At 44.7% G+C, this 23,650-nt stretch carries 26 protein-coding genes; 15 read left to right on the top strand and 11 right to left on the bottom strand.

Features of this window, described 5'->3' with window-relative positions:
• Positions 1-11: 11 nt before the first annotated feature.
• From apcD (H6G17_RS02710) to psbB, 8 genes are all read left to right on the top strand, one after another.
• Positions 12-488 (top strand): allophycocyanin subunit alpha-B, encoded by a 477-nt coding sequence (gene apcD / locus H6G17_RS02710; protein WP_192153923.1) that lies wholly within the window; start codon positions 12-14, stop codon positions 486-488.
• A gap of 77 nt (positions 489-565) precedes the next feature.
• Positions 566-1,051: an allophycocyanin subunit beta gene (locus H6G17_RS02715; RefSeq protein ID WP_192153925.1), complete on the top strand. Its 486-nt coding sequence runs from the start codon at positions 566-568 to the stop codon at positions 1,049-1,051.
• A 96-nt stretch (positions 1,052-1,147) separates the two neighbouring features.
• Positions 1,148-1,627 (top strand): allophycocyanin subunit alpha-B, encoded by a 480-nt coding sequence (gene apcD / locus H6G17_RS02720; RefSeq protein ID WP_192153927.1) that lies wholly within the window; start codon positions 1,148-1,150, stop codon positions 1,625-1,627.
• 82 nt (positions 1,628-1,709) lie between these two features.
• Entirely contained in the window at positions 1,710-4,052 is a 2,343-nt protein-coding gene (locus H6G17_RS02725; RefSeq protein WP_192153929.1) for a phycobilisome rod-core linker polypeptide, read from the top strand.
• Entirely contained in the window at positions 4,018-4,545 is a 528-nt protein-coding gene (apcD, locus tag H6G17_RS02730) for an allophycocyanin subunit alpha-B (protein WP_192153931.1), read from the top strand. The genes H6G17_RS02725 and apcD (H6G17_RS02730) overlap by 35 nt, the downstream gene beginning before the upstream one ends.
• 147 nt (positions 4,546-4,692) lie before the next feature.
• Positions 4,693-5,751 (top strand): photosystem II D2 protein (photosystem q(a) protein), encoded by a 1,059-nt coding sequence (gene psbD / locus H6G17_RS02735; protein WP_192153933.1) that lies wholly within the window; start codon positions 4,693-4,695, stop codon positions 5,749-5,751.
• A 180-nt stretch (positions 5,752-5,931) separates the two neighbouring features.
• A complete protein-coding gene (gene psbC / locus H6G17_RS02740) occupies positions 5,932-7,332 on the top strand; it encodes a photosystem II reaction center protein CP43 (RefSeq protein WP_192153935.1) in 1,401 nt (466 codons plus the stop codon).
• A gap of 481 nt (positions 7,333-7,813) precedes the next feature.
• Positions 7,814-9,376, top strand: coding sequence for a photosystem II chlorophyll-binding protein CP47 (gene psbB / locus H6G17_RS02745; RefSeq protein ID WP_192153937.1), 1,563 nt, complete (start codon positions 7,814-7,816; stop codon positions 9,374-9,376).
• On the opposite strand, the gene H6G17_RS02750 is transcribed toward psbB, so the two are convergent.
• The gene (locus H6G17_RS02750) at positions 9,345-9,503 is read right to left on the bottom strand and encodes a hypothetical protein (RefSeq protein WP_192153939.1); all 159 of its coding nucleotides are present in this window, start codon (positions 9,501-9,503) and stop codon (positions 9,345-9,347) included. The genes psbB and H6G17_RS02750 overlap by 32 nt on opposite strands.
• 2 nt (positions 9,504-9,505) lie before the next feature.
• Between H6G17_RS02750 and H6G17_RS02755 the strand changes: the two genes are divergently transcribed.
• From H6G17_RS02755 to H6G17_RS02765, 3 genes are all read left to right on the top strand, one after another.
• Complete coding sequence (locus H6G17_RS02755) at positions 9,506-9,715, top strand: photosystem II protein (RefSeq protein ID WP_192153941.1); 210 nt, start codon at positions 9,506-9,508, stop codon at positions 9,713-9,715.
• A 59-nt stretch (positions 9,716-9,774) separates the two neighbouring features.
• Positions 9,775-9,921 (top strand): hypothetical protein, encoded by a 147-nt coding sequence (locus H6G17_RS02760; protein WP_192153943.1) that lies wholly within the window; start codon positions 9,775-9,777, stop codon positions 9,919-9,921.
• A gap of 170 nt (positions 9,922-10,091) precedes the next feature.
• The gene (locus H6G17_RS02765) at positions 10,092-11,006 is read left to right on the top strand and encodes an AraC family transcriptional regulator (RefSeq protein ID WP_192153945.1); all 915 of its coding nucleotides are present in this window, start codon (positions 10,092-10,094) and stop codon (positions 11,004-11,006) included.
• Positions 11,007-11,064: 58 nt separating this feature from the next.
• On the opposite strand, the gene lepB is transcribed toward H6G17_RS02765, so the two are convergent.
• On the bottom strand, positions 11,065-11,679 hold the full coding sequence (gene lepB, locus H6G17_RS02770; protein ID WP_192153947.1) for a signal peptidase I: 615 nt from the start codon (positions 11,677-11,679) through the stop codon (positions 11,065-11,067).
• Between the two features lie 375 nt (positions 11,680-12,054).
• Here lepB and H6G17_RS02775 point away from each other — a divergent pair, with 375 nt between their 5' ends.
• Positions 12,055-12,567 carry a hypothetical protein gene (locus H6G17_RS02775; RefSeq protein ID WP_192153949.1) on the top strand — a complete coding sequence of 171 codons (513 nt, stop codon included), beginning with the start codon at positions 12,055-12,057 and terminating at the stop codon, positions 12,565-12,567.
• Between the two features lie 89 nt (positions 12,568-12,656).
• On the opposite strand, the gene H6G17_RS02780 is transcribed toward H6G17_RS02775, so the two are convergent.
• On the bottom strand, positions 12,657-14,585 hold the full coding sequence (locus H6G17_RS02780; protein ID WP_199316398.1) for a serine/threonine-protein kinase: 1,929 nt from the start codon (positions 14,583-14,585) through the stop codon (positions 12,657-12,659).
• Positions 14,586-14,984: 399 nt separating this feature from the next.
• Between H6G17_RS02780 and H6G17_RS02785 the strand changes: the two genes are divergently transcribed.
• Complete coding sequence (locus H6G17_RS02785) at positions 14,985-15,470, top strand: DUF4383 domain-containing protein (protein WP_199316407.1); 486 nt, start codon at positions 14,985-14,987, stop codon at positions 15,468-15,470.
• Positions 15,471-15,538: 68 nt separating this feature from the next.
• On the opposite strand, the gene H6G17_RS02790 is transcribed toward H6G17_RS02785, so the two are convergent.
• The 5 genes from H6G17_RS02790 to H6G17_RS02810 form a co-directional block, all read right to left on the bottom strand.
• Positions 15,539-16,786: a phosphatidylserine/phosphatidylglycerophosphate/cardiolipin synthase family protein gene (locus tag H6G17_RS02790; RefSeq protein WP_192153951.1), complete on the bottom strand. Its 1,248-nt coding sequence runs from the start codon at positions 16,784-16,786 to the stop codon at positions 15,539-15,541.
• A 128-nt stretch (positions 16,787-16,914) separates the two neighbouring features.
• A complete protein-coding gene (locus H6G17_RS02795; RefSeq protein ID WP_192153953.1) occupies positions 16,915-17,466 on the bottom strand; it encodes an orange carotenoid protein N-terminal domain-containing protein in 552 nt (183 codons plus the stop codon).
• Between the two features lie 80 nt (positions 17,467-17,546).
• Complete coding sequence (locus tag H6G17_RS02800; protein WP_192153955.1) at positions 17,547-18,038, bottom strand: orange carotenoid protein N-terminal domain-containing protein; 492 nt, start codon at positions 18,036-18,038, stop codon at positions 17,547-17,549.
• 409 nt (positions 18,039-18,447) lie between these two features.
• A complete protein-coding gene (locus tag H6G17_RS02805; protein ID WP_192153957.1) occupies positions 18,448-19,842 on the bottom strand; it encodes a carotenoid oxygenase family protein in 1,395 nt (464 codons plus the stop codon).
• 73 nt (positions 19,843-19,915) lie between these two features.
• A complete protein-coding gene (locus H6G17_RS02810) occupies positions 19,916-20,437 on the bottom strand; it encodes a GIY-YIG nuclease family protein (protein ID WP_192153959.1) in 522 nt (173 codons plus the stop codon).
• 143 nt (positions 20,438-20,580) lie between these two features.
• Between H6G17_RS02810 and H6G17_RS02815 the strand changes: the two genes are divergently transcribed.
• Complete coding sequence (locus H6G17_RS02815) at positions 20,581-20,751, top strand: hypothetical protein (protein ID WP_192153961.1); 171 nt, start codon at positions 20,581-20,583, stop codon at positions 20,749-20,751.
• A gap of 714 nt (positions 20,752-21,465) precedes the next feature.
• Here the strand turns inward: H6G17_RS02815 and H6G17_RS02820 are convergent.
• Together H6G17_RS02820 and H6G17_RS02825 are read right to left on the bottom strand one after the other, a co-directional pair.
• Positions 21,466-21,807 (bottom strand): hypothetical protein, encoded by a 342-nt coding sequence (locus tag H6G17_RS02820; protein WP_192153963.1) that lies wholly within the window; start codon positions 21,805-21,807, stop codon positions 21,466-21,468.
• A 141-nt stretch (positions 21,808-21,948) separates the two neighbouring features.
• Positions 21,949-22,266 carry a hypothetical protein gene (locus H6G17_RS02825; RefSeq protein ID WP_192153965.1) on the bottom strand — a complete coding sequence of 106 codons (318 nt, stop codon included), beginning with the start codon at positions 22,264-22,266 and terminating at the stop codon, positions 21,949-21,951.
• A gap of 312 nt (positions 22,267-22,578) precedes the next feature.
• Between H6G17_RS02825 and H6G17_RS02830 the strand changes: the two genes are divergently transcribed.
• Positions 22,579-22,824: a hypothetical protein gene (locus tag H6G17_RS02830; protein WP_192153967.1), complete on the top strand. Its 246-nt coding sequence runs from the start codon at positions 22,579-22,581 to the stop codon at positions 22,822-22,824.
• A gap of 466 nt (positions 22,825-23,290) precedes the next feature.
• On the opposite strand, the gene H6G17_RS02835 is transcribed toward H6G17_RS02830, so the two are convergent.
• Entirely contained in the window at positions 23,291-23,572 is a 282-nt protein-coding gene (locus H6G17_RS02835; protein ID WP_242038213.1) for a PhoD-like phosphatase N-terminal domain-containing protein, read from the bottom strand.
• Between the last annotated feature and the right edge of the window lie 78 nt (positions 23,573-23,650).

Consider the following 23,650-nt stretch of genomic DNA (forward strand, 5'->3'; position numbering starts at 1 on the left):
AGGAGAAAACAATGAGCATTGTTACCGAATTAATTCTGAATGCCGACAGTGAATCTCGCTATCCTGCACCAAAAGAAATTCAGGTCTATCAAAATTTTGTTAAAACAGGCGAACAGAGAATTCGGATCGCCAAAATATTAGCAGAAAACGAGCAAAGAATCGTTCAAAATGGTAGCGCGAGATTTTGGGAACGAGTGCCCAATACTCCTAGCAATAGCGGTAACGAGCGCAAAACAGCTTCTTGCCAGCGCGATCAAGGTTGGTATATTCGTCTGATCGCCTATTCTATATTAGCAGGTAGCGAAAAGCCTCTAGAAGAAATCGGCACGATTGGCATCAAAGAGATGTACAACAACCTCGAAATTCCGCTCAGAAACATAGTTGAATGTATGCGCTGTTTGAAAGAAGAAGCACTATCGCTTATGAGCGAAGAAGATGCTTTAGAAGTATCCGCATATTTTGACTACGTGATGCGATCGCTCTCTTAGAGGGAGTAGGGAGTAGTGTTTTGACTTTTAACTTCCCCATTATCCATTATCAATTACCCAAATTCAGGAGATAAACAATGCAAGACGCAATTACTGCTTTAATTAATTCCTCTGACGTTCAAGGCAGATATCTAGATCCGAATTCTTTGGATAAGTTGCAAAACTACTTTCAAAGTGGTGATATGCGAGCAAAAACTGCGATCGCAGTCAGTGCAAACGCTAAAAACATTGTCACCAAAACAGTAGCAAAATCTTTGCTTTATACAGATATCACCGCTCCTGGTGGCAATATGTATACTTGTCGTCGCTATGCTGCTTGCGTGCGCGATTTAGATTACTTTTTGCGCTATGCCACCTACGCAATGTTAGCTGGTGATACCTCAATTTTAGACGAGCGTATTCTCAACGGTTTAAGAGAAACTTACAACTCTTTAGGCGTGCCAATTGGAGCCACAATTCGCTCCGTACAAGCCATGAAAGAAGTTGTCACTAGTTTAGTTGGTGCTGATGCAGGCAGAGAAATGGGTGTTTATTTCGACCACATTGCTGCTGGTTTGAGTTAATTAGTGAGTAGTGACTAGTGGCTAGTGAATAGACAAGATTCTAGCCACTAGTCACCAGCCACCAGCCACCGATCAATTACCCATTACCAATTACCAATGAGTATCATCACCAAAGCAATTGCTAGCGCCGATCGCGAAGCTCGTTATTTAAGTCCTGGGGAGTTGCGGACAATTCGCGACTTCTATAATGGCGGAAAAAATCGTTTGCGAATCGCTACAACTCTAATTGAAAACAGACAAGAAATTGTTGAAAGAGGTAGTTTGAAGTTTTGGGAATGCTGTCCCGACACGCCAAGCAATAGCGGTAATAGAACTTATCGGGCATCTTGTTTGCGCGATCAAGATTGGTATATCCGCCTAATTGCTTATACAGTTATTGTCGGAGATTTTGAAACTCTAAAAGACATCGGAATTGTAGGTGTAAAAGAAATGTACGAATCCCTGGAAATTCCTTTAAGAAATTGGGTGGAATGCATTCGTTGTCTAAAAGAAGTGACTTTAGACCTTTTAAGTCGGGAAGATGCTGCTGAAGTCACACCGTATTTTGATTGTTTGATTCAGGGAATGACTCCATAATTCGGAATTCGGAATTCGGAATTCGGAATTGAAAAGATAACCACCAATTACCAATTACCAATTACCAACTACCGTTTTAACAATGAGTGTAAAAGCAAGTGGTGGAAGTCCGGTAACTCAACCGCAACGATATCATACTGTCCCAGTTGCAGTGATTTCTCATGCGGTACAACAAGACCGTTGTTTAAAAAATACCGAACTACAAGAACTCGCTGATTTTTTCAGTTCTGGCGTGAAATTGTTAGAAATTGCCAACACGCTGACTCAACACGCTGATGAAATTGTCTTAGCTGGGGCTAACCGAATTTTTGTTGGCGGTTCGCCGATGGCTTATTTAGAAAAGCCCAAAGAAAAGATTGGATTGCCTGGTTCTGGTTACTACGTCGGTGAAGATTTTCTCACAGCTGCTAGAAGAAAAGCTGGGGCTATGATGGTCAAAGAGGCTTTAAAAATCCAAGAAGTTGCCTACTACAGCAATCCTTTGAGTGGTTGGTTGCAGCGTCTTCGCGACCTATTTAATAATCAAGATCCTTTGCCTGGTGGTTTTCGCTTCATCAACGTGTCTCGCTATGGTGCAGTCAGGATGAAGCGATCGCTGCGGGACTTGGCGTGGTTTTTACGCTATATCACCTATGCAATTGTGGCGGGTGATGGCAGTATTTTAAGTGCCAACGTCAGGGGCTTGCGTGGTGTGATTCCTGAAGATGTCACGGAAGCTACTATTGTGGCACTGCGGGCAATGCGGCGACAGTCGCTCGACTATTTTTTAGAAGATGGCGAGGCAACCCAATTAGTTAAGGGTTACTTTGACTTACTGATTGCCGAATATCTGACCGATAAACCTTCAAATCAAGTCAGAATCGGTGTTTCCAACGACCAACAAGGGTTGCAACTGCCGCAAAGTTATTCTATGTCAGCAGAAGTGCGACCGAAGTTTGTCTTCAAGCAGGGAGCAACGTTAACGCAGAAACAAGAGGCGATCGCAGCTATCTATCGTCACGTATTCGAGCGCGATGTCACCGATACGTATGGGTTTACCCAAAAAGCCGAGTTAGAATCTCAGCTCATTGGTGGAAATATCTCGGTGAAGGAGTTCGTGCGCCGTTTGGGTAAATCTCGTCTCTACCGCAGATTATTCTATGAACCTTTTACCATTAGTCGGGCGATCGAACTGGCGGCGCGACACTTCTTGGGACGGGGATTGAGCAGTCGCGAGGAATTTCAGACATACTTTGATGTCATGACTAAAGGTGGTTTGCCTGCCTTGGTCGATGCGTTTGTCGATTCTGCGGAGTACAGCGATTATTTTGGTGAAGAGACAGTCCCGTATTTGCGGGGATTGGGTCAAGAAGCGCAAGAATGTCGCAACTGGGGACCGCAGCTAGATTTATTTAAATACAGCGCTCCAGTGCGGAAAGTCCCTCAGTTTATTACTCTATTCGGTAGTTACCAAAAACCCCTACCCGAACAGCATCCATACGGTTGCGGTAATGACCCACTAGAAATTCAATTTGGGGCAATTTTTCCCCAAGAAACCCGCAATCCCCACCCTCAACCTGCATTTTTTAACAAGGATACGCGCCGCATTCTGATCGGTTCTGGTGCGGGTAGTCCTGACAAGCTCAACGGTCACGCTTTGGGTAAAGTGCCTGGTTCGTTAGGTACTAGGGTACTGAAGCTAGAACCCGTGCATCATGCCAACGGGAAATCAAACGGTGTGAGTCAGCCAGGGCATCAGAGTCCTAGCGTCAATCTTTTACATCACTCATCCCCAGCATTTATTGAAGGAGCCTATCGGCAGGTATTTGGACGCTCTTTATATGAAGGTCAGCGGCAACCGCTATCCAGTGCCGAATCAAAGCTGCTAGGGGGTGAAATTAGCGTGCGGGAGTTCGTGCGGCAGTTAGCCAAGTCGAAAGTCTTCCGTAGCTTATATTGGGATTCGCTTTACGTGACGAAGGCAATCGAATACATCCATCGACGGTTAATGGGTCGCCCCACCTACGGACGACAAGAAATGAATCGCTACTATGACATCTGCGCCACGAGAGGCTTCTACGCGCTGATCGATGCCATTATCGACAGTCCCGAATACTTAGAGTGTTTTGGAGAAAATACAGTGCCTTACGAACGCTACGTCACTGCAAGGGGTTACTTGATGCGATCGCCGCATCACGAAAATCAGCTACGGCGCGATCGAGAAGCAGAAACCGTTCCCGATAAATACAACCCTAGAAAAGCGAATTGGGCAGCACTATCGCAGTTTGTCGAACAACCGATTCTGAATCAAATTACCAGCGATGGGCGATCGAACAGAGCAACCGAGATGAGACATGCGGAAATAGTAGGCGATCGCAGTAATTCACCAGAAGAGAGCTTAGAGGAGAGCTATGAGTATAGTCAAGCAAATGATTCTGAACGCTGATGAAGAGGTACGCTACCTGACTCCTGGTGAAATTCACGCCCTGCAAAATTTCTATAGATCGGGAACAGAGCGTATTCGTCTGGCGAAAGTTCTAGCACAGAATGAAAAAAAGATTGTCGAACGAGCGACGCAAAAATTTTGGAAGATCTGCCCCAGAACCCCTAGTAATAGCGGTAACGCCCGTAAAACTGAGGCAGCTATGCGCGATATCGGGTGGTACATCCGTCTGGTGAGTTATTGCCTGCTAGCCGGAAATGAAAAACCGTTAGAGGAAATTGGCTTAATTGGGATGAGAGAACTCTACAACAGCGTCGGCATCCCCTTAGAAAATGTGCGCCAATATATGCTTTGCGTCAAAGCAGAAGTTAACGCCATGCTAACACCAGAAGATGCAGCCGAAGTTATTCCTTACTTCGACCTCATTTTACAGGTCATTTCCTCTCCAGGCGCACCCTATTTTCAAAATAACGGTCGAACAGATTGGCAACGGTAAGGGAGTAGGGAGCAGGGAGCAGGGGAGCAGAGGAGAGCTGAGGAAACTGAGGGAGCAACTACCGATTACCAATTACCAATTACCAATTACCCATTACCAATTACCCATTACCAATGACCAATGACCCATTCAAAAGGAATTTAACATATGACTATAGCAATTCGATCTACCCAAATTGGGTGGGGATGGTTCGGTGTACTCGATGACTGGCTGAAGCGCGATCGCTTTGTCTTTATCGGCTGGTCTGGTTTGTTGCTCTTTCCCTGCTCTTATATGGCAATTGGCGGATGGTTCACTGGCACTACCTTTGTGACCTCCTGGTATACCCACGGTGTTGTCAGTTCTTACATGGAAGGTTGCAATTTTCTCACCACTGCTGTCTCTACTCCAGCCGATAGTATGGGTCATTCTCTACTATTTTTATGGGGACCAGAAGCTAATTGGGATTTTACCCGTTGGTGTCAAATCGGTGGCTTGTGGAGTTTTGTCACTCTACACGGCGTTTTCGGTTTAATTGGTTTTTGTCTGCGGCAGATGGAAATTGCCAGAGTTGTAGGTATCCGTCCCTACAATGCCTTAGCATTCACTGCTCCAATTTCTGTGTTTGTGAGCGTCTTTTTAATTTATCCTTTAGGACAATCTAGCTGGTTTTTTGCGCCTTCCTACGGAGTCGCCGGAATTTTCCGTTTCTTACTATTCTTCCAAGCTTTTCACAACTTTACGCTTAACCCATTTCACATGATGGGGGTAACTGGTGTTTTAGGTGGAGCTTTGTTGTGTGCAATTCACGGGGCTACGGTACAAAATACTCTATTTAGAGATACCAAAGGCTTTAATTCTTTTCGGGGGTTTTCTACTACCCAAGCAGAAGAAACCTATTCTTTTGTGACAGCTAATCGCTACTGGTCGCAGATTTTTGGAATTGCCTTCTCTAACAAACGCTGGCTGCACTTTTTCATGTTATTCGTGCCAGTTACAGGTTTGTGGATGAGTGCGATTGGCATGGTGGGCTTAGCGTTTAACGTGCGGGCATACGACTTTGTTTCTCAAGAATTGCGTGCCGCAGAAGACCCAGAATTTGAAACTTTCTACACCAAGAATATTCTCCTCAACGAAGGAGCCAGAGCTTGGTTAGCACCCCAAGACCAACCTCACGAAAAATTCCAATTCCCCGAAGAAGTCTTACCGCGTGGAAATGCCCTGTAGGAGTGGTGCGTAAACTAACCAATTAACGCGATGTGGTAGTTTCTCTTGTTCCTCCCTTTCCAAGGGGGGCTAGGGGGGATCTTTCGAGGAGGTAACTTAATTTTTCGATCTCCCAACCCCCTTAAAAAGGGGGCAATAGATAAGTCGCGTAAATACCAATTACCCATTACCAAGTTAACAATGGAAACACCTTTCGATCGCTCAATTACAACAACAACTAATGTCGATACGCCCAGAGAGGGACGGGATGAAGCGTCTACTGGATATGCTTGGTGGGCTGGAAATGCACGGTTTATCAACTTGTCCGGTCGCTTTTTAGGCGCTCACGTTGCTCATGCTGGATTAGTGGCTTTCTGGGCGGGCGCAATGCTGATGTTTGAAGTTGCCCACTACGTACCGGAAAAACCAATGTACGAGCAGGGTTTAATTTTAATGCCCCACATTGCTACGTTGGGTTTTGGTGTGGGGCAAGGTGGTCAAGTCGTTGATATTTTTCCATTTTTTGCGATCGCCGCCATACATCTCATCGGCTCGGCAGTTCTCGGTTTTGGTGGTGTCTATCACTCGATTAAAGGACCGGAAAGGTTAGCAGGTTTCTACGATTTTGACTGGACTGATAAAGATAAGGTCACGAGCATCTTGGGATATCATTTGATTGCTCTGGGCTTGGGAGCGCTCTTGTTAGTCGCCAGGGCTATGTATTTGGGTGGCTTGTACGATACGTGGGCACCAGGCGGCGGCGATGTGCGTGTCGTGACCAATCCCACCCTCGACCCCAGAATCATTTTTGGCTATCTCTTCAAAGGTTTTACTGGTGGTGCGGGTAACATTGCTAGCGTCAGCAACTTAGAAGATATAGTTGGCGGTCACATTTGGATGGGAGCAATCTTGATTGCTGGAGGCATTTGGCACGTTTTAACTAAGCCCTTCAAGTGGGCGGAGCGCGTTTTCATCTGGTCGGGTGAAGCGTACCTGTCTCAAAGTCTGGGAAATGTGGCTGGACAAGCTTTAATTGCTGCCTGTTTTATTTGGTTTAATAACACCGCCTATCCCAGCGAGTTTTATGGACCCACTGCGCCAGAAGCATCGCAGGCGCAAGCATTGAACTTCTTGGTACGCGACCAGCAGTTAGGAGCAAACGTGGTTTCAGCCCAAGGTCCGACGGGGTTGGGTAAATATCTGATGCGATCGCCGACTGGAGAAATTATCTTTGGTGGTGAGACAATGCGTTTCTGGGATTTCAAAGGTCCCTGGTTAGAGCCACTACGCGGTCCCAACGGACTCGACCTGGAGAAAATCAGATATGACATTCAACCTTGGCAAATTCGGCGTGCTTCTGAGTACATGACTCATGCACCTCTGGGTTCTCTCAACTCTGTAGGTGGTGTGGCTACGGAGATTAACTCCTTTAACTATGTATCTCCTCGCGCTTGGCTGGCTTCAGCTCACTTTGTCTTTGCTTTTCTATTTCTAGTCGGTCACTTGTGGCACGCCGGACGCGCTAGAGCTGCGGCTGCTGGTTTTGAAAGAGGCATCGATCGCGAAGACGAACCAGTTTTATCTATGCCCCCGCTCGACTAGACAAGTTTGGAGCGCAGCGGGAAGAAGATTGTTCTGGCTTCTTCCCCTTTTCTTGGTCATTGGTCATTGGTCATTGGTCATTTGTATTTTCAATTTACATAGCAATCGATGACTAATGACAAAACCCGCAATGATTTTATCACTTGAATAGGGTTCACAGCTTAGATTCCAGCATGTAAAACATTGTCAAAATTTAAAAAACTACTTTTCATTCATTGTTTTTAGTCAAATACCATGCAAAAAACAGTTCAGAAGAAAATTCTCGATCCCATAATTGATTGGATTTTACTATTTGTTCTCGTCTTGTTTTTGATTGGAATAAAATACTTTTTTCCCAATTTTATATCGAGAACCTACCTACAACTTTTTGTTTGATGGGACAGTAAGTAGTGAGTAGTAAAGAGTAGCGATTGACCAGCGATCGTAGACCAATTACCAATTACCAATTACCAATTACCAATTACCAAAAGGAGCATAATTAATGGGATTACCTTGGTATCGAGTGCATACATCGGTCATAAATGACCCAGGACGACTCATTGCCGTACACCTAATGCATAACGCTCTGTGTGCGGGTTTTGCTGGTTCCATGCTGTTATTTGAACTAGCATTGTATGACTCTAGCGATCCAGTTTTAAACCCCATGTGGCGACAGGGATGTTTTTTAATGCCTTTTGTGGCTCGCCTGGGGGTGACTAATTCCTGGCAAGGTTGGAGTATTACGGGTGAATCGGTCGCCGATCCTGGTTTTTGGACGTTTGAAACTGTGGCGATCGCCCATATTATTTTCTCAGGATTAGAATTTCTTGCCGCTTGTTGGCATTGGGTTTATTGGGATCTGGCGACATTTTTCGACTCCAAAACAAACGAGCCAGTGTTAGATCTTCCCAGAATTTTTGGCATTCATTTATTGTTGGCAGGGTTACTCTGTTTTGGTTTTGGTGCTTTCCACTTAACGGGAATTTTTGGTCCTGGGATGTGGGTCAGCGATCCGTATGGATTAACTGGTCACGTCCAAGGCGTTGCGCCTGTCTGGGGAGCAGAAGGCTTTAATCCTTACAATCCTGGTGGTGTGGTGGCGCACCACATTGCGGCGGGAATTGTCGGTATTATTGGCGGATTGTTCCATATTGTGACGCGACCGCCAGAGGTACTGTATAAAGCCTTGAGAATGGGAAATATTGAAGGCGCACTTGCTAGCGGGTTGGCAGTATTCTTCTTCGCTGGTTTTGTTGCTTGCGGTTCGATGTGGTATGGCACTGCTACCACTCCGATTGAATTGTGGGGTCCTACTCGGTTTCAATGGGATCAAAATTACTTCAGAAAAGAGATCGATCGCCGCGTTCAATCTGATTTAGCTGAAGGTAAAAGCCTCTCGGAAGCTTGGTCGGCAATTCCTGAAAAGCTGGCATTTTACGATTATGTTGGCAACAGTCCGGCAAAAGGCGGTTTGTTCCGAGTTGGTCGGATGGTGGATGGAGATGGAGTCGCCAAAACTTGGCTCGGTCATGCCATTTTTAAAGATGACGAAGGAAGAGAATTAACTGTGCGGAGAATGCCAAATTTCTTTGAAACCTTCCCAGTCGTTTTGACAGATAAAGATGATGTCGTCCGCGCTGATATTCCTTTCCGCAGAGCAGAAGCCAAGTATAGCTTCGAGCAAAAAGGCGTTACGGTTAGCTTTGTGGGTGGCACATTAGACGGTCAAGCATATACAGAACCAAACACGGTGAAGAAATTTGCCCGTCAAGCTCAACTCGGTGAAGTCTTTGATTTCGATCGCGAAACCTATAACTCTGACGGCGTATTTCGCACTAGCAATCGCGGATTCTTTGCCTTTTTCCATTGTTGCTTTGCTTTAGTGTGGTTCTTCGGGCATATTTGGCACGGTTCCCGCGCTATCTTCCGCGATGTCTTTGCTGGTATCGATCCTGGTTTGGACGAACAGGTGGAGTTTGGTGTCTTCCAGAAGGTAGGAGACCTTACTACACGTAAGAAAATACCTGTCGCAGCTATGGCTGGAGCCAGAGAACCTGCTGCATAACTGGGGAGTCGGGAGTCGGGAGTCGGGAGTCGATAAATTCCCCCTTGTCTCCCTTGTCCCCCTTGTCCCCCTTGTCCCCCTTGTCTTCCTTGTCTTCCTTGTCTCCCTTATCTCCCTCACCCCTCATTTATGCAACAACCAAAATATCAACCTAAAAAAACTGCCCCCGTGCAGTACTTTTTCAGAAATTTCAATTCGGAAGCTGGTAAAGTTGCCCCTGGTTGGGGTACAACACCGTTAATGGTGGCTTTAATGCTGTTGTTTTTCTTGTTTTTATTAATCATTTTGGAGCTTGCCAATGCCTCACTCATGGTTCGAGGTATTCATGTAGGTTGGTAGAAACTCGGATAGATCGCCTTGCTGCGATCGCGTTAGAATCTTGACTTTGAGGTGGTTTCATGCATCACATCTATTATTTTGCCTACGGTGAAGGGCAATTCGCTTCAACTGCAACTGGAGTTTTATTTGGTTTATTAGCAGCCTTTTTATTGTGCTTTCTCTTAATTGTGTACGCATCGAGTACGTATCCCGCAGATCGCCGTTAGCCTCGGTGCGATCGCCTGGTTCAGACAAAAAACCTGATTTGACAAGAATCCAGGTTCAAAATCCTTAATGTTTCAAAAGTCCGCTGGTGCGGACTTTGTTTGTTTCTTCGTATCAGACTATACCCGACAAAGTACAATTAAGGTAGACTTTGAGATAGTGGAGTATGCCAATGTCTGATGCGATTAAAGCTTACAACTCCATGTCTGAGTTTTATGCATCAATGGGTGGAACCCTAAAACAAGACGTTGATTTTACGATTCATCAGCTTGAGGTGGTTCATAATAACGTGCCGATCGAGTCTCCCCTCTTTCGCGCTAACTATTACTCGATCTTGCTCATTCGTAAAGGGCGGGGTCGCTACATTCTTGACGGTCAATCCTACGAAATAAAGGACAGGACGATTTACTTTACTAATCCCGGTCACGTCAAGGGATTTAAGATTTACGAACTATCGCATGGCTACGTGATTACGTTTTCAGAAACATTTCTGAAGCAATACGTCCATGAAAATATTTTTGATGATTTTCCATTTTTAATTGCTGAGATTGTGCCACCGCACTATCCCGGTCGCGAAGTTTTTCAAATTTTTGACGACTTGGGAACGCAACTTTTACAAGAATACCAATCGGATTCTGCCTACAAATTCAAAATTATTGGCAGTTTGACAGTTGTACTGCTATTCAAAATTAAAGAGCAGTTTTGGAATACCTATAATCCTTTGGCTGAATCGCAAACGGGTTCAGAGATTGTCATGACATTCAAGCGCAACCTGGAAGCTCATTTTCGCGATCTTGCAATGGGAAAACTCGATCGCCCATATCGAGTGCAGGACTTTGCCCAAGCGCAGCATCTTCACCCTGCTTATCTCAGTACAGTGATTAAGAGCAAAACAGGTAAATCTGTCAACGCCTGGATGATTGAAAAAACGCTATCCGAAGCCCAAGCAATGCTGTCGAGATCGACTGAATCCGTGCAGGAGATTGCCTTTCGACTTGGCTTTAACGACGCAGCATACTTTTCTCGCTTCTTTAAAAAACATACTGCGACCACTCCTTCTAGCTTTCGCCAGAGTCTAAAAGCTTGAAGATCCAGCATTCCACGCCAAAAGACTAGCTAACTTTTTGTTTTGCCTGAAAACCGCGTTAGCTTGAGATAAATCCCATGCGATCGAGGGGGAAGAAGCGGAATACGGCGCGACCGATGATATTTTCTTGGGGTAAAAAGCCCCAAACGTGGGAATCGTTACTATCGTTGCGGTTGTCTCCCATGACGAAGTAAGTTCCTGCTGGAACTTGGACTGAGTTAAGTTGATAGGCAGGCGGTTCGGCAATATAATCTTCCGAGAGCGATCGCCCGTTGAGATAAACTCGACTATTCTTCACGCTGACGGTATCCCCAGGTTGACCGATAACTCGTTTGATAAAAACTTGGTTTTTGTGATAACCCATGCTTTGCAACTGTGCAGGTGGTTCAAATACTACAATGTCGCCTGTTTCAGCCGGGTGAAACCAATACGAGACTTTTTCGACTACCAAGCGATCGCCTGTATGTAAAGTAGGGATCATCGAATCTGAGGGAATATAGCGCGGTTCCGCCACAAAAATGCGAATTATCAGCGCCATAACTAGAGCGATCGCGACTAGGCGAATATTCTCCTCCTGCGATCGCCATAGTCGCAGCCATCCAGATACTTCTGATGTTTTTGTTTCTTGAGTTGTCGTTGCTGGATCTGGCGGATTAGTTTTCTGAGATGTCATAAACTGTGGTGCATGGTGCGTGGTGCGTGAAATACTGCTAACTTCTGGCTCCTAGCTATTATGCGGAACTACGTTTGTCTATAAATTACAATAATACCTTTATTTAGTTGGCTAGTTATTACTTATGTCACTTTGTCTGCGAGCAAGGCTCAAGTATTTTTTTATACAAAAAACGTATGTTCGTTGCAGTTGAAAGATAGACTTTGATAGCAAAAAGTAATTTTTATGACAGAAATTTTTGTATCGACTACATCGGTAGCCAAAAATACCAAATCTACATTATGGTACAGGTGGCAATAAACTCAGAAATGCCAAGCTGAGCTATGAATTTCTAGATTTCTGGCACGACAGCTAAAGCAAAGGAGACAGTAAAATATGCTCAAACAGTTTTTGACAGGTGGTTCTGTTCTCGCCCTATTGCTCGTAGGCGGTTTCTCAGCTCAAGCAAAGCCACAAACCTCAGTCTTATTACAAGCTCAAACCCAGGAAGTACCTACTACTCCCGATAGTCAAACAACTCCACCCGCAGGGACGCTTGAGCCTGGCACAAGCCCAGAAGGAACGACTACACCGGATACAACTGTACCCGATGCAACTACACCGGATGCAACTACACCGGATACAACTACACCGGATACAACTAGCCCCGCGCCAGGTACGAGTCCAGAGGAAACGACTACGCCTGACGTAACTCCTGATGCAGGTACGCCCGAAACCACGAGTCCTGATGCTACGACTAGCCCCGATGCTAGCGATACGTCTACCCCTGAATCGCAAACCTCAACTTCCGGCTCTAACACTGATAGAGCTGGAATATTTTGCGAGTCCAATCAAATTCCAGAACCAACTGGAGGAGGTTCAAGAGAATTTCGTGAATGCCAGCAATAGCAGCGTGCGGTAAGGCTTGCGTCTAGGTATGCAATTGTAAAGGGCAGGAGACAGAAGAAATCTTTTTCAGATTCTGCCTCTTGCTCTCTTTAGCGCTGCAACCAACGCCAGCAAGGAACAAGGATGTAGTGGCTAATCCCCAGACAGCAACTAGAGATCGCGGCGATCGCGCCAAAAAAGGTAGCATACAACTGAAGCTCAAACCAACTTGGTTGCGGGCTAAGATGAAAAATTAGGGCTGGGAAAAGATTGAGCCGAATAAGAATAGTAAAGACGATTGCCGTACTAACAGCAGCAACGGTGGCATGAAAAAAGCGATGACGGCGCAAACCCAAACCGGAGATGAGAAAGGCGATCGCCACGCAAACAGTTGCAGGCAAGCTCCAAATTCCAAGGTAAGGCGTAATTAAAGTCCAACACAACCAGCCCAAAACATAACCACTAGCACCTAGCAAAGCAGAGATTAAATAGCGCCGTCGTTGGTCAAAAACTCCTAGCGCGGTCAATCCCAACGCTGTAAATAACCCCGCAGAGGCAAACACGATCGATTCTGCTTCTGTGGCAATTTGAGAGTCTGTCATCAGTTGGGGTAGGTATTCTACTAGAAAGCTATTGACTGCGATTCCCAGGGGAGAAAAATAACCAAAGATAAAGCCGATACTAGTTCCGACAACAGCCGCGATCGCGCTCCACACAATTGCTCGGATAGTATCTATTCCAGCGTGTCCTACTTGAGTAGTCAATTGCCATAGAGAACGAGTTATATTTGTTAGGCTTCTACCGATCTTGGTAACAAATGGTATAGACGCAAAGCGGCTTGTCGATAGTCTGCGCTGGGTTGCTTGTCGTAGAGTATGCGATCCCTGGGGGGCAGTATTGTGAGTTTGAAAGGTTGATGGCGGCGATTGCTTCCTAATTGTTTCAGCGAACAAATTCGTCGTTCGCGCAGCAATCTGATGCATTTGATTCACAAGTTGGGGCGATCGCTGTTTGCTAATTTGCGCTAAGCGGTGAGTTAAGTAGGTAGCTATGAGTTGCGATCGCTTCCAGCCATTCAAACTCAGTTGATGAATCGCTTGATAGACAGATGGTGGCGTTTCGATCGGCGGATTTTGTAATAACCTTTGTCCGATTTCCCTGGTACTCGTTGGACGCAAGCGAGCATCTTCCTGCACTAATTCATCAAGGAGATCGGCAAATGCTGGGCTAACTTGGACTAAATGTCGCCAACTCAGCTCTTTGGTTACGGGATCTTCCAACTCAGAAGGAGGCTGACCAGTGAGTAATTCAATTGTCGTTCTACCCAAAGCATAGAAATCGGCGGCTGGTTCCACATCCCGTCCCGAAGATTGTTCTGGAGGGCTGTAGCCAGGGGAATAGAGACGAGTTGAGCTTTCTGCGGCTGACACGGAATGCTGACGCGATCGCCTTTTTTTAGCTCCACCAAAATCGATCAATACTAGCCGATTTGTTTCTTGACGTAGCATTAAATTTGAGGGTTTCAGGTCGCGGTGGATGATCTGCCTGCTATGCAATACCTGTAGAATTTCTAAAGCTTGTCCGAACCAATCTCGAACCATTTCTTCTGGACAACCTCGGTCGTACTTGTCGAGGATAGCCTCTAAAGTCTGACCATCGATTTTTTCCATGACCAGACAAAATAGATCCCGTTGGGAATTGCTGGCGGGTAGGTGAAAATAGCCGTCTGGCTCGACTCTAGGAACCCCAGGATGGTTGAGGCTGGTTAAAATTGCCGCTTCCTGCTGAAACAATTGTCTTGCTTTAGCGCTATTTTCTAGCAAAATCTTCAACACTCGTTCGGTCTGAGTTTGCAGATCCCAAACGGTGTAAATCACAGAAAATCCACCCGTTCCTAATTTTTTGAGTGGAATATAACGCTCTCGCAACGCGATCGCCGCGCCGCAAGTCGTACAAAACTTGTTTCCCCCTGCTTGGACGTGTGGATGCTGGGGGTCACTAGGATTGATACAGAGAGTAACGCTAGGCTGATAAGGCACAATCAGCTGTGGATGCAGGCTTTATAGATTTTACATTAGTCAGTTATCAGTGAATAGGGAGCAGGGAGCAGGGAGCAGGGGAAAAAGAGCAGAGGAGCAACAACCATCAACCGTCTTCACGGAGTGTAGCGCCGCGTTTACCGTCAACCAACAACTTTTTTCCCAATTTAGATTTAACTAATGAAATCATCTTCCTTTTTGCAGACATTATAAGTGCGACATTAAAAATATTTTTAACGTTATCTCTGAATTCCGAATTCTGAATTCCGAATTCCGAATTTTCCCATCCCTATCTTTGGATAGAGTGCGATCGCAGTTATATAAGTTGAATTAGAGAATATAGGGGTTAACCTTTTCAATAACAAGAATTTGTACTTAGTGACGGGAGAAATAGCGAGTATGGATGCCATGAAAATGGACAAAACGAACATGGCAGAGCGTTATTGCGCTCTAGTTCTTGGAATTACTTTTTTGATTCTCGGTATTGCTGGGTTTATTCCAGCTTTAGTTAACTTACCTGGAACCAACGCCTCATACGTTCCACCAGATGTTGCAACAGGAGCTTATTCTGCCGGATTTGGCTATTTATTTGGGATATTTCCTACCAATTTCTTACACAATTTAGTCCATTGTGCTGTAGGAATTTTTGGGATTGCTTCCTATACCAGTGCAAGTAGTGCGCGTGTATTTAACCGCTTTTTTGCTGTTTCCTACATCTTAATTGCTCTTTTAGGAGTCATTCCTGCGAGCAACACAGTATTTGGGTTGATGCCAATTTTTGGCGGCAACGTTTTGCTGAACGGTTTAACAGCAGTTGCTGCTTTATATTACGGCATCATTTTACCTGCAAAAGTCAATGACGTTGGAGTAGCACGAAATATTTAGTAGAGACACAAAATTTTGTATTTCTACAATTGCGATTCAAAAAAGAGAACAGTTTTAGCTAACGCCCTTTATGGCAAAGGGCGTTTTTTCCATTCAGTGAAACTGACTTGTTTGGATTTAGCAAATCCTTGTAAAAATATTTTTTCAACCTGCTTGACTAAGCGAATATCAGAAGTAGAAATATCTAACTCGTCATTATGAAAAAAACTACGCGGATCGAAATTAGCACTGCCAGTACTGAGCCAACAATTATCTAATAACAATGCCTTAGCGTGCATCATACTGGGTTGATATTCATAAATTTCTATGCCCGCAGCGAGTAGGTCGCGATATTGTTCGCAGGAAGCAAAATAGACAAACCTTTTGTCCGAGCGAATTCCATTCGTGAATATTTTGACATCAACCCCGCGCTTTTTAGCATCAACTAGGGCAATGCGAATATTTTGATCGGCAAGAAAATAGGGGCTGGCAATCCAAACCTGCTGTCTGGCAGCATGAATGCTAACTTGAAATAAAGCTTTAACTGATGCAGAACGATAGGAAGGATCGTCGCCTGCGGTGACGAGAATTGTTGGGTTGCTCGACGTTCCCAGATGGGGAACTGTAGTCGATAAGTCAGCAGTACCATGTACGTAAGTCCAGTGTTGCATGAACATACCTTCTAACACAGCGACAACTTCGCCTTCTAGCCGCGTTTCAAAGTCGTACCAAGGATGAGTTCCTCGAATATTATCTCTGCCATCCCAGTAATCGGAGACACCTGCACCACCAATTAAGGCAAATTCGCCATCAATAATTAATAGCTTGCGGTGACTGCGGGCAAAATAATCAATGGGCGATCGCCAGTTAAAATCATTGAAGAACCTGACTTCGACTCCAGCAGCTTTCAGTCGTTTCCAGTAACGCTGCGGTAAAGTTTTGACCCCATACTTATCGACAATGACTTGTACTTTAACACCTGCCTGCGCTTTTTCGGCGATCGCGGCGGCGAAATCGTTTGCCCTGCGCCCAGGAGTCATGAAAAATGTCTCGAAGTGAATCGTATGTTTGGCGCTACGGATGGCTTCCAGTCGTGCAGCATTGATTTCTTCTGCTTCCAGCCAAAAATCTGTCGAACGTCCGCTGGTAACGACAGAGTTAGATAAGCTAGCTAGGGCGAGGGAAAAGCGTGCATCTTGAGGCGCAGGAACATTTTTGACTTTGTATTCAATGCGATCGCGAAATGTGCCTCGAAAATATAGAATTACGAAGACACCGATAATGGCGGTTAAACAGCCACCACCAATCCACCATAATAGCGGGAAAAGTTGGGTCATTGGTCAGTCATTGGTCATTGGTCATTTGTTGTGGATAAACGCAATCCTAATCGAGTATAAAAAAATGCTATCAGACTTAGCCTGGTAGCACTGAAGATTATTTAGCTGTATCTGATTTGAGCGATCGCTTATTCCGCATTCTTGGGCGGTTCTGTGATGTTGGAACTCAACTCTTCCATACCTTTGACTACGAAATTAGCCATTTGCTCTTGTCCCATAGATTTGAGGGAGTTGAAGACTTGCATTGCTTCCGCCGAGGGGCTGTAGTCGCTAGGAATGGCAACAATTCCACTACCTAGTTTTTGTGCAAAAAGATACCAAACTGCTAACTTAGATTCAGGGTTCAATTTGCCATATTCCCCTGTAGGAACTTCTGATTTACCTTGAAGCAATTCAGGCAGTGCCTTAGCAGGATTGGGATCTAGTGTAGTTTCGTTTTGGTCTGTTTTGTTGGCTGGCAACAAATCGCGTAGAGCATTTATCTGCTCCTCAGAAGACATTTTTTGTATGCTTCCGACGATGCTTTGAACATCACTAGAGCTTGTTGGTAAACTATCTGCTGGAATCGAACCAGAAATTTCTTTGTAGATTAAAGCCATGACTCCTAGCTGATCGTCGATATCTAGGCTCGTAAATTGTTTTGCTAGTGGCTTGAGATCGTTAACGTTTGTAGATGCCATGTTTACCTCTTTGCTGTTAATTTTGGTGTGTAATTTCGTTCCAGAATCTTCTGAGGCACGAAATTTCGCGCCCCTTATCTCTATACTTCTGCACCTTGCTTAGGTTCAGCGCCCATCGGCGATACATAGTCGCGGAATAGAGTAATTTGTTGCTCGAAATCTATTCCTTCGAGCTGGCTTAATATCTCTTTTGATTCACTGGAAAGCTCGTAGTTTGGAGGCATAGGGCTGATGACATTGCTATCCATTCCTTGAGCCAGACGATACCAAAACAGTAGTTTAGTCGTATCGCTCATCGAGCCATACATCCGCGTGTATTCGTCATCAGCCTTATTAATTAAGTCCCGTTGGAATTGTAGTTGTTCTTCGTGAGACTTTTCTTTAATTTGGTTAAATAAACCTTCGGCTACATCAGCAGATGCAGTGCTAGCTCCTGGTGCGGCTGGGGTGATAGAATCACCCATTTTCTTGTAAATGAAGTAGAACAAAGCTAATTGATCGTCTACATTTAATTTTTGAATTGAAGCAACAAATTGACTGAGATTCTGGTCGTTGCTTTGAGTAAATGTCATATTAACTCCTTCTAAACTTCTTCGGCTAAACTTATCTTTGCCGTTAGCAGATTATGACTAACCTTTTGCACAGTAACAAAGATTTTTAACTTGCTTAAACCTACTGAAGATAGAAGTAGAAAACCTGACTACAGGCAGAGGAAAAATCAAATCTATCGAGAGTTAGGCAGTCGATCTCTTCCCAACTCCCTTTTGAAGGCAGGATGATTTTATACAAGAGAGGACAAAACCCAATACTTCTCGGTTAGATTACATAGCCCTTAGAGATCCCGCAACCCCCCTTATTAAGGGGGGCTAGGGGGGACGAATTTTAACCGAGAAGTGTTGGGACAAAACCCCTTTTTTAAAGGGACTGGGAGATCGACAAGATCTTGTCATTCCTAATCGAGATCTATTTGGATTTGCCAGACTATACAGAAGCATCCAACTGCTGTTGAGATACCCAAGTTCCGTGAAAGCCATAAGGTACGCGCTGAGGAATTAATACCCGCGCCACAGGATCGCTACTCAAATCTTGGGCATTTAGCACTAATAATTCAGAAGTTCCTGCATCAGTATCGTAGACAAAGGTAACTAACCACCCATCATCTTCTACAGTTGCATCAGGACGAGGAACAAATACAACCTCACCACCATAGCGTCCCTTACCGTACTCGTAGGTTTGAGAGTAACCTGCTTGAAGGTCGTATTTGATCGAACCGTCAAACAAAGGTAGAGGTGTAGGAGCCATTTTTCCTACATAACCATAGCGGGTTTTGCGCCCTAACAAATTTTCGTTAACGCGGGGAAACTCTCCTGATACGTCATCTAGCATTTCCTCCCGCACGGTTCCGGTGCTAAGATTGAACCGCCAACTATGCAAACGGGGAATATCGCCATCAGGATCGCGCTGTTCTGGCTGCGTCACAAAGACATTAGTAGAACTCATGCGACAGGCAATTAGCACAACTTCGTCTCCCTCCTCGTAAGCATTGAGGGTATGGAAGACATAGCAGGAAGGAGATTCAAACCAACGAATATTGCTGTTATCGCCGTGACGGGGGAGAATACCAAAACGGCTGGGGCGATCGCGTTCAAACATTAACCCAAGTTCGCCACGCTGCATCCGTGCGGGGTTAAAAGTCATCGGCAGATCCATAAATATCGTGTAATTGGCAGTGATGGCAAAGTCGTGCATCATCACCCCCATCGGCAACTCTATCGGTATCGTGCGCAATAACTCGCCTTGTGGAGAAACAATACTGTATTTGACAAACGGCGGAGCAAACGAGTAACCAAAAAACATCATCTCGCCCGTCACTGGATCGACTTTAGGATGGGCAGTAAAAGCAGAAGCTAACTTACCGTTATAGGTATACTCGCCCTTCGTCTCTAACTGGGAAACCTCGATCGCGTGGGGCGCACCTCCTTCCCAAGTTGCTAGAAGTTGCCCTGCGTGCCATACCAAGGCAGTATTCGCAGCGTTTTTGTAGCCGTCGCTGTCAGGTTGAGCTGGTTCCAATAAGCCACTCCAAACTGCTTTACCCGCTTTTTGCTCGATTTCAAAGCCTCGCGTTCTGACGTAGCGGTTGCGATAGCTAGCTTTGCCATGACGAATTTGGACTCCGTGCAACATCCCATCTCCATCAAACCAGTGATACTGTCCGATGGGTGTCCACTGAGGATTGGGACCATTGCGCACGAACATCCCTGATAAATCGGTAGGGAGTTCGCCAATCACCTTAAGCGGATCGGAAGTCATCTCTTCACGCACGGGCGCAAAGTTACCCTCAAGAAAGGGATTAACTACTGTTGTTGTTTCCATTCTGCCTATTCTGTATACGCCATCGCACTTTTTTCAATATAGGCGCGATCGCGGCGATCGGCTACGCGAGCAATTACTTCAAGTCTAATAATCCTTGTTCTTTGAGCTTAGGATTAAACCGTAATTGCATTTGCAAACCGCGAGTTTGTAATTGGGATGAAATTTCTGCTTCAACTCGCCTTGCCGCAGTTTTTAAAATTTTTATTTGAGCCAATTCATCACCATCTGCTAAACTTTTTTGTTCTTCAGATGTCAGCAATAATTTAGCATCAATTGGCTGAGTCCATATAGTTTCATCAGCACCATTTCCAGGGGGAACCGATCCATTTTCCTCAATCCACTCCTGGCGAATATTTTCCAAGACTGACCGACTGGGACGGTCGATGGTTTGTATTTTCAGCCAATAACACTTTTGCGGTTGGCGGACGAGATGCTGTTGCAAACTGAGATAAACATCGCGAGAATACCCGATATATTGCAGCACTTTGTCCGAGTCAAAAATTGCATAGACTCCTACTTTACCTTGGTACTGTGCTGGTAATTGACCGTCTGTATCAATATATGGAATTGCTGCTAAATCTGTCAGAGGGGTCATTGATAATTGGTAGTTGGTAGTTGGTAATTGGTAATTGGTAATTGGTAATAGCTCCTCTGCCCCTCTGCCCCTCTACTCCCTGCTCGTGCGCTCCCTCAGCCTCCATCTAGAAGTACTATCTCATATTTTTACCTAGCGTTACTATGCTTTTTAAGACTGCACTAAAAAGAAGCCAGTGCTATAAGCGGGGTTTCCCCGCTTATAGCACTGGCGGTGCATACGCCACATCCCACGGCTGGCAGGGCTTTGCTTTCTATTTTGTAAGGGTAGATCTGAAGGGGACTGATGCAGGAGGAATTCAACCTATTTCCTAGCGGGCAGGGACGCTTAAGCTCTGTGTGGATGAAGTGATAGTCTATTTGCGTCGATCGTCTTTTAACCTCAAGTAACCCAAACTTACCTAAAAATAGTACGAGCGTCCTAGTAGACTGAACCTATAGAACGCTTTTGTGGGCTGAACTCCTTAAGGCGACACCCGGATTTGAACCGGGGGATAAAGGTTTTGCAGACCTCTCCAACACACGTATTTACAGTAAATACAAGCTATATTCACATGACTTACACCAAATTTACACCAAATTTTACGAACGTAGTGGTAATTCGCTGACCAGATATTACATACATGGGATAATAATCAGGTATTGTAATCTAACAAATTATAGTCGCAGCCTTGCCAAGGCTGCGACTGTAATGCTCGAAACTACGTAGTAATATAAGGCATCGATCGCTCTCAACAATTTCAGCTACCAACAGTTGCTTGCCCCTAGACTACAATCATGACAGAGTTGCTTATCCTTAAAGTACAATAACGACAGTGTGTTAAGCAGAGATTGTGTGACAAAAAGGTGAATCAGTCAATGCGATCGCCAAAGAGCCAAGTTGCTCAAGATCCTGACGATTGACGTAGTATTGTAGCGATAACTTACTAATGTCAATTCCTTTAGCTTGCCAGTTTTCCGCCTTTTCTAAAGTTGCTAAATTAAGTAGATTATTTCCAGCAATTGCATTGACAGTTTCTACACTTTCTCCTAATAAAAAAGTTTTTCTTTAAGATTTTCCCACTCTAATGCTCCAGATTTAGCTGATTCGTAAACAATTTGCTTATAAGGTAGTCTGTAAATAGTTTTATAGTAATAATTTTCTTGTCCAAATCCCCAATAAGCAATCCGAAAATTAAGATAATCTCCTTCAACTTCCGACTCTAAAATCAGTGTCGGTTCCGATTTAAGCATTCCAAACAAAGCTTTGATACTAGATTCACTATGAAAACGTTTACTCTCCCAAGCTCCAGCTAAAAGCTCTGTTGGTCTAACTGGACTGTGCAGAGAGTAATGTTTGTTTAAGAAGTCTCTGAGTCCTTCAGCTAACATCAATTCGAGATCGTAATTTTCCTCATTCGTTGGAGCAAATTTATCGAACTTAATTTGAGGCGGAGCTAGAAAAATTTTGAGTGGTTTGCGCCCCTTATGAGGATAAGTTTCAAGAATTTGAGAAGGATATAGTCTTAAGGGCTAGCTTTCAAGGATTTTATGAACTTCAGGTAATTTAAGTGCCGTTTCTCGTTCTTTCCGAGCTAATTCAAATTGCGTTTGTCTATAGTAAACTGCTAATTGCTGTTGTAAAATTTTGGTTTGTTCAAATTCCTCTAGTGAGTTACTAACGGGGATTAGATCGCTAAAGTTTCGGAGAGATGCTTGAATTTCTTTGAAGGGAATATCTTTGTCTGTAGAGAGGTTATCTCTAAAGTCTTTTCGTTTTTGTACTACAACAGCAATAATAGAGGCAAACTCTAGTACTAATTGAATTAGTATCCCTAATCTCGGCTCCATACAAATTTCTACTTGGTGAATAAAACTGACGTGGTAGAGGCGTTGTATACACTATTTCTACAAATAGCATCTCTACAATGCGATCGCTCACCTCCGACTAGCTCTTGTAGTAGTATTGAAGTAGGTACAAGATTTTTTTAACTACTCGATTCCTTGCGGGTTTAGCTTACAGCTTTTAGCACGTAGTACTTTTAGTTTAGCTTGCAGCTTGTAGTGGCATAATTATGCCGCGTAAGTTACTTCTAGTAGTAAATGCATACGTTTGTGTAACATAATACTCCATCCACAGCTAAAAATTGCGAACGAACAGATATGGCTGACAAAGACGAGTTTTTACATCCCCGTAGCCGCTATCGTGGTGATTTCACGCCAGAATATTTAGCATTCAACGCCAATTTGCAAGAGTTTGCTCAAGAGATTGGTTATATTGTCAGCTTGCAAACGAATGGGAAGATTTCTACAGAGGAAGCTTGTCGTCAAATCAAGGAAATTTGGCAAGAGTTAGAACTCTCAAGAGAGCAAATGGGAATTGGGTATGACGAGCGAACCAAAGACTAACTAAGCAAGTCAAAAGTTAAAAGGAGCCAGTGCGTTGGAGCGAGTGCGTTGCGGAGGACAGTTGCGTGCGGGGGTGGAGGAGTTCGAGCAAACTATCCGTAGGGGTTTCCCCCGTTGTAGCACCTCGCGTCGGCTCTGCCGACTTAAAGCAACTGGCGTTCAAAAGTCGAAATCTCCAGAGTTAGAAGTGATACCATTTCTTTAAAAATACGCCACAAAAGATCCCCCCAACCCCCCTCGATCAGGGGGGCTAGGGGGATCGAATTTAGTGCAATGATAAACAGAATTGGTATGACAAGCGTTTTAGTTGCACTAATAAGCCGATCGGCAAACTACTAGTGCTAAGCCAAGCTGATGACGATCGTACTGTTAGTCCCGTTGAACCGTCGATCGCAGTCTATCCTAAAGTGCGATCGCTCTAACAAATTGTTGTGTCCCCAAGGGTAGTTCGTTATTTTTGTTCTGCTTACAAGTAGCGCCTTCTCTTGCGGAAAGATTCGTCAGTAGAATATTCTACAATCGTCTGAGCAGGGCGATCGCAACGGCTCCAAATCGTAGCGCGATTATCCGTGATATCGCCACTAGCGACTCCATAGGGAATAGTTGGGCGTAACTTGTCTGAGGTAATAATTGCTGGAGCTTGAGCCTTAATTCGAGATTGCGATAGCAAGCTCGCAGCCATTGCGCTAGTAAAAGCTGAACCGAGAAGAAATGAACGACGACCAATCCGCCACGATCCAATTCTCATAGATATTTCCTTTGATTAAAATGACTCATAGCGGTTTTCAATTGGGTAAAACACACGATCTGTAGGGGCGCACAGCTG

The organism is Chroococcidiopsis sp. [FACHB-1243] (assembly GCF_014696895.1).
Taxonomy (GTDB): domain Bacteria; phylum Cyanobacteriota; class Cyanobacteriia; order Cyanobacteriales; family Chroococcidiopsidaceae; genus Chroococcidiopsis.

What these genes read in the sequence shown, in the direction of transcription:
- H6G17_RS02795 (WP_192153953.1), bottom strand. Translation starts at nt 17,466, where the DNA reads ATGGCATCTACAAACGTTAACGATCTCAAGCCACTAGCAAAACAATTT.
- H6G17_RS02755 (WP_192153941.1), top strand. Translation starts at nt 9,506, where the DNA reads ATGCAACAACCAAAATATCAACCTAAAAAAACTGCCCCCGTGCAGTAC.
- H6G17_RS02805 (WP_192153957.1), bottom strand. Translation starts at nt 19,842, where the DNA reads ATGGAAACAACAACAGTAGTTAATCCCTTTCTTGAGGGTAACTTTGCG.
- psbB (WP_192153937.1), top strand. Translation starts at nt 7,814, where the DNA reads ATGGGATTACCTTGGTATCGAGTGCATACATCGGTCATAAATGACCCA.
- H6G17_RS02715 (WP_192153925.1), top strand. Translation starts at nt 566, where the DNA reads ATGCAAGACGCAATTACTGCTTTAATTAATTCCTCTGACGTTCAAGGC.
- H6G17_RS02820 (WP_192153963.1), bottom strand. Translation starts at nt 21,807, where the DNA reads ATGTTAGCTGAAGGACTCAGAGACTTCTTAAACAAACATTACTCTCTG.
- apcD (WP_192153927.1), top strand. Translation starts at nt 1,148, where the DNA reads ATGAGTATCATCACCAAAGCAATTGCTAGCGCCGATCGCGAAGCTCGT.
- lepB (WP_192153947.1), bottom strand. Translation starts at nt 11,679, where the DNA reads ATGACATCTCAGAAAACTAATCCGCCAGATCCAGCAACGACAACTCAA.
- H6G17_RS02790 (WP_192153951.1), bottom strand. Translation starts at nt 16,786, where the DNA reads ATGACCCAACTTTTCCCGCTATTATGGTGGATTGGTGGTGGCTGTTTA.
- H6G17_RS02810 (WP_192153959.1), bottom strand. Translation starts at nt 20,437, where the DNA reads ATGACCCCTCTGACAGATTTAGCAGCAATTCCATATATTGATACAGAC.
- H6G17_RS02760 (WP_192153943.1), top strand. Translation starts at nt 9,775, where the DNA reads ATGCATCACATCTATTATTTTGCCTACGGTGAAGGGCAATTCGCTTCA.
- H6G17_RS02775 (WP_192153949.1), top strand. Translation starts at nt 12,055, where the DNA reads ATGCTCAAACAGTTTTTGACAGGTGGTTCTGTTCTCGCCCTATTGCTC.
- H6G17_RS02785 (WP_199316407.1), top strand. Translation starts at nt 14,985, where the DNA reads ATGGATGCCATGAAAATGGACAAAACGAACATGGCAGAGCGTTATTGC.
- H6G17_RS02800 (WP_192153955.1), bottom strand. Translation starts at nt 18,038, where the DNA reads ATGACATTTACTCAAAGCAACGACCAGAATCTCAGTCAATTTGTTGCT.
- H6G17_RS02835 (WP_242038213.1), bottom strand. Translation starts at nt 23,572, where the DNA reads ATGAGAATTGGATCGTGGCGGATTGGTCGTCGTTCATTTCTTCTCGGT.
- H6G17_RS02815 (WP_192153961.1), top strand. Translation starts at nt 20,581, where the DNA reads ATGCTTTTTAAGACTGCACTAAAAAGAAGCCAGTGCTATAAGCGGGGT.
- H6G17_RS02765 (WP_192153945.1), top strand. Translation starts at nt 10,092, where the DNA reads ATGTCTGATGCGATTAAAGCTTACAACTCCATGTCTGAGTTTTATGCA.
- apcD (WP_192153931.1), top strand. Translation starts at nt 4,018, where the DNA reads ATGAGTATAGTCAAGCAAATGATTCTGAACGCTGATGAAGAGGTACGC.
- apcD (WP_192153923.1), top strand. Translation starts at nt 12, where the DNA reads ATGAGCATTGTTACCGAATTAATTCTGAATGCCGACAGTGAATCTCGC.
- psbC (WP_192153935.1), top strand. Translation starts at nt 5,932, where the DNA reads ATGGAAACACCTTTCGATCGCTCAATTACAACAACAACTAATGTCGAT.
- H6G17_RS02830 (WP_192153967.1), top strand. Translation starts at nt 22,579, where the DNA reads ATGGCTGACAAAGACGAGTTTTTACATCCCCGTAGCCGCTATCGTGGT.
- H6G17_RS02825 (WP_192153965.1), bottom strand. Translation starts at nt 22,266, where the DNA reads ATGGAGCCGAGATTAGGGATACTAATTCAATTAGTACTAGAGTTTGCC.
- H6G17_RS02750 (WP_192153939.1), bottom strand. Translation starts at nt 9,503, where the DNA reads ATGAGGGGTGAGGGAGATAAGGGAGACAAGGAAGACAAGGAAGACAAG.
- psbD (WP_192153933.1), top strand. Translation starts at nt 4,693, where the DNA reads ATGACTATAGCAATTCGATCTACCCAAATTGGGTGGGGATGGTTCGGT.
- H6G17_RS02725 (WP_192153929.1), top strand. Translation starts at nt 1,710, where the DNA reads ATGAGTGTAAAAGCAAGTGGTGGAAGTCCGGTAACTCAACCGCAACGA.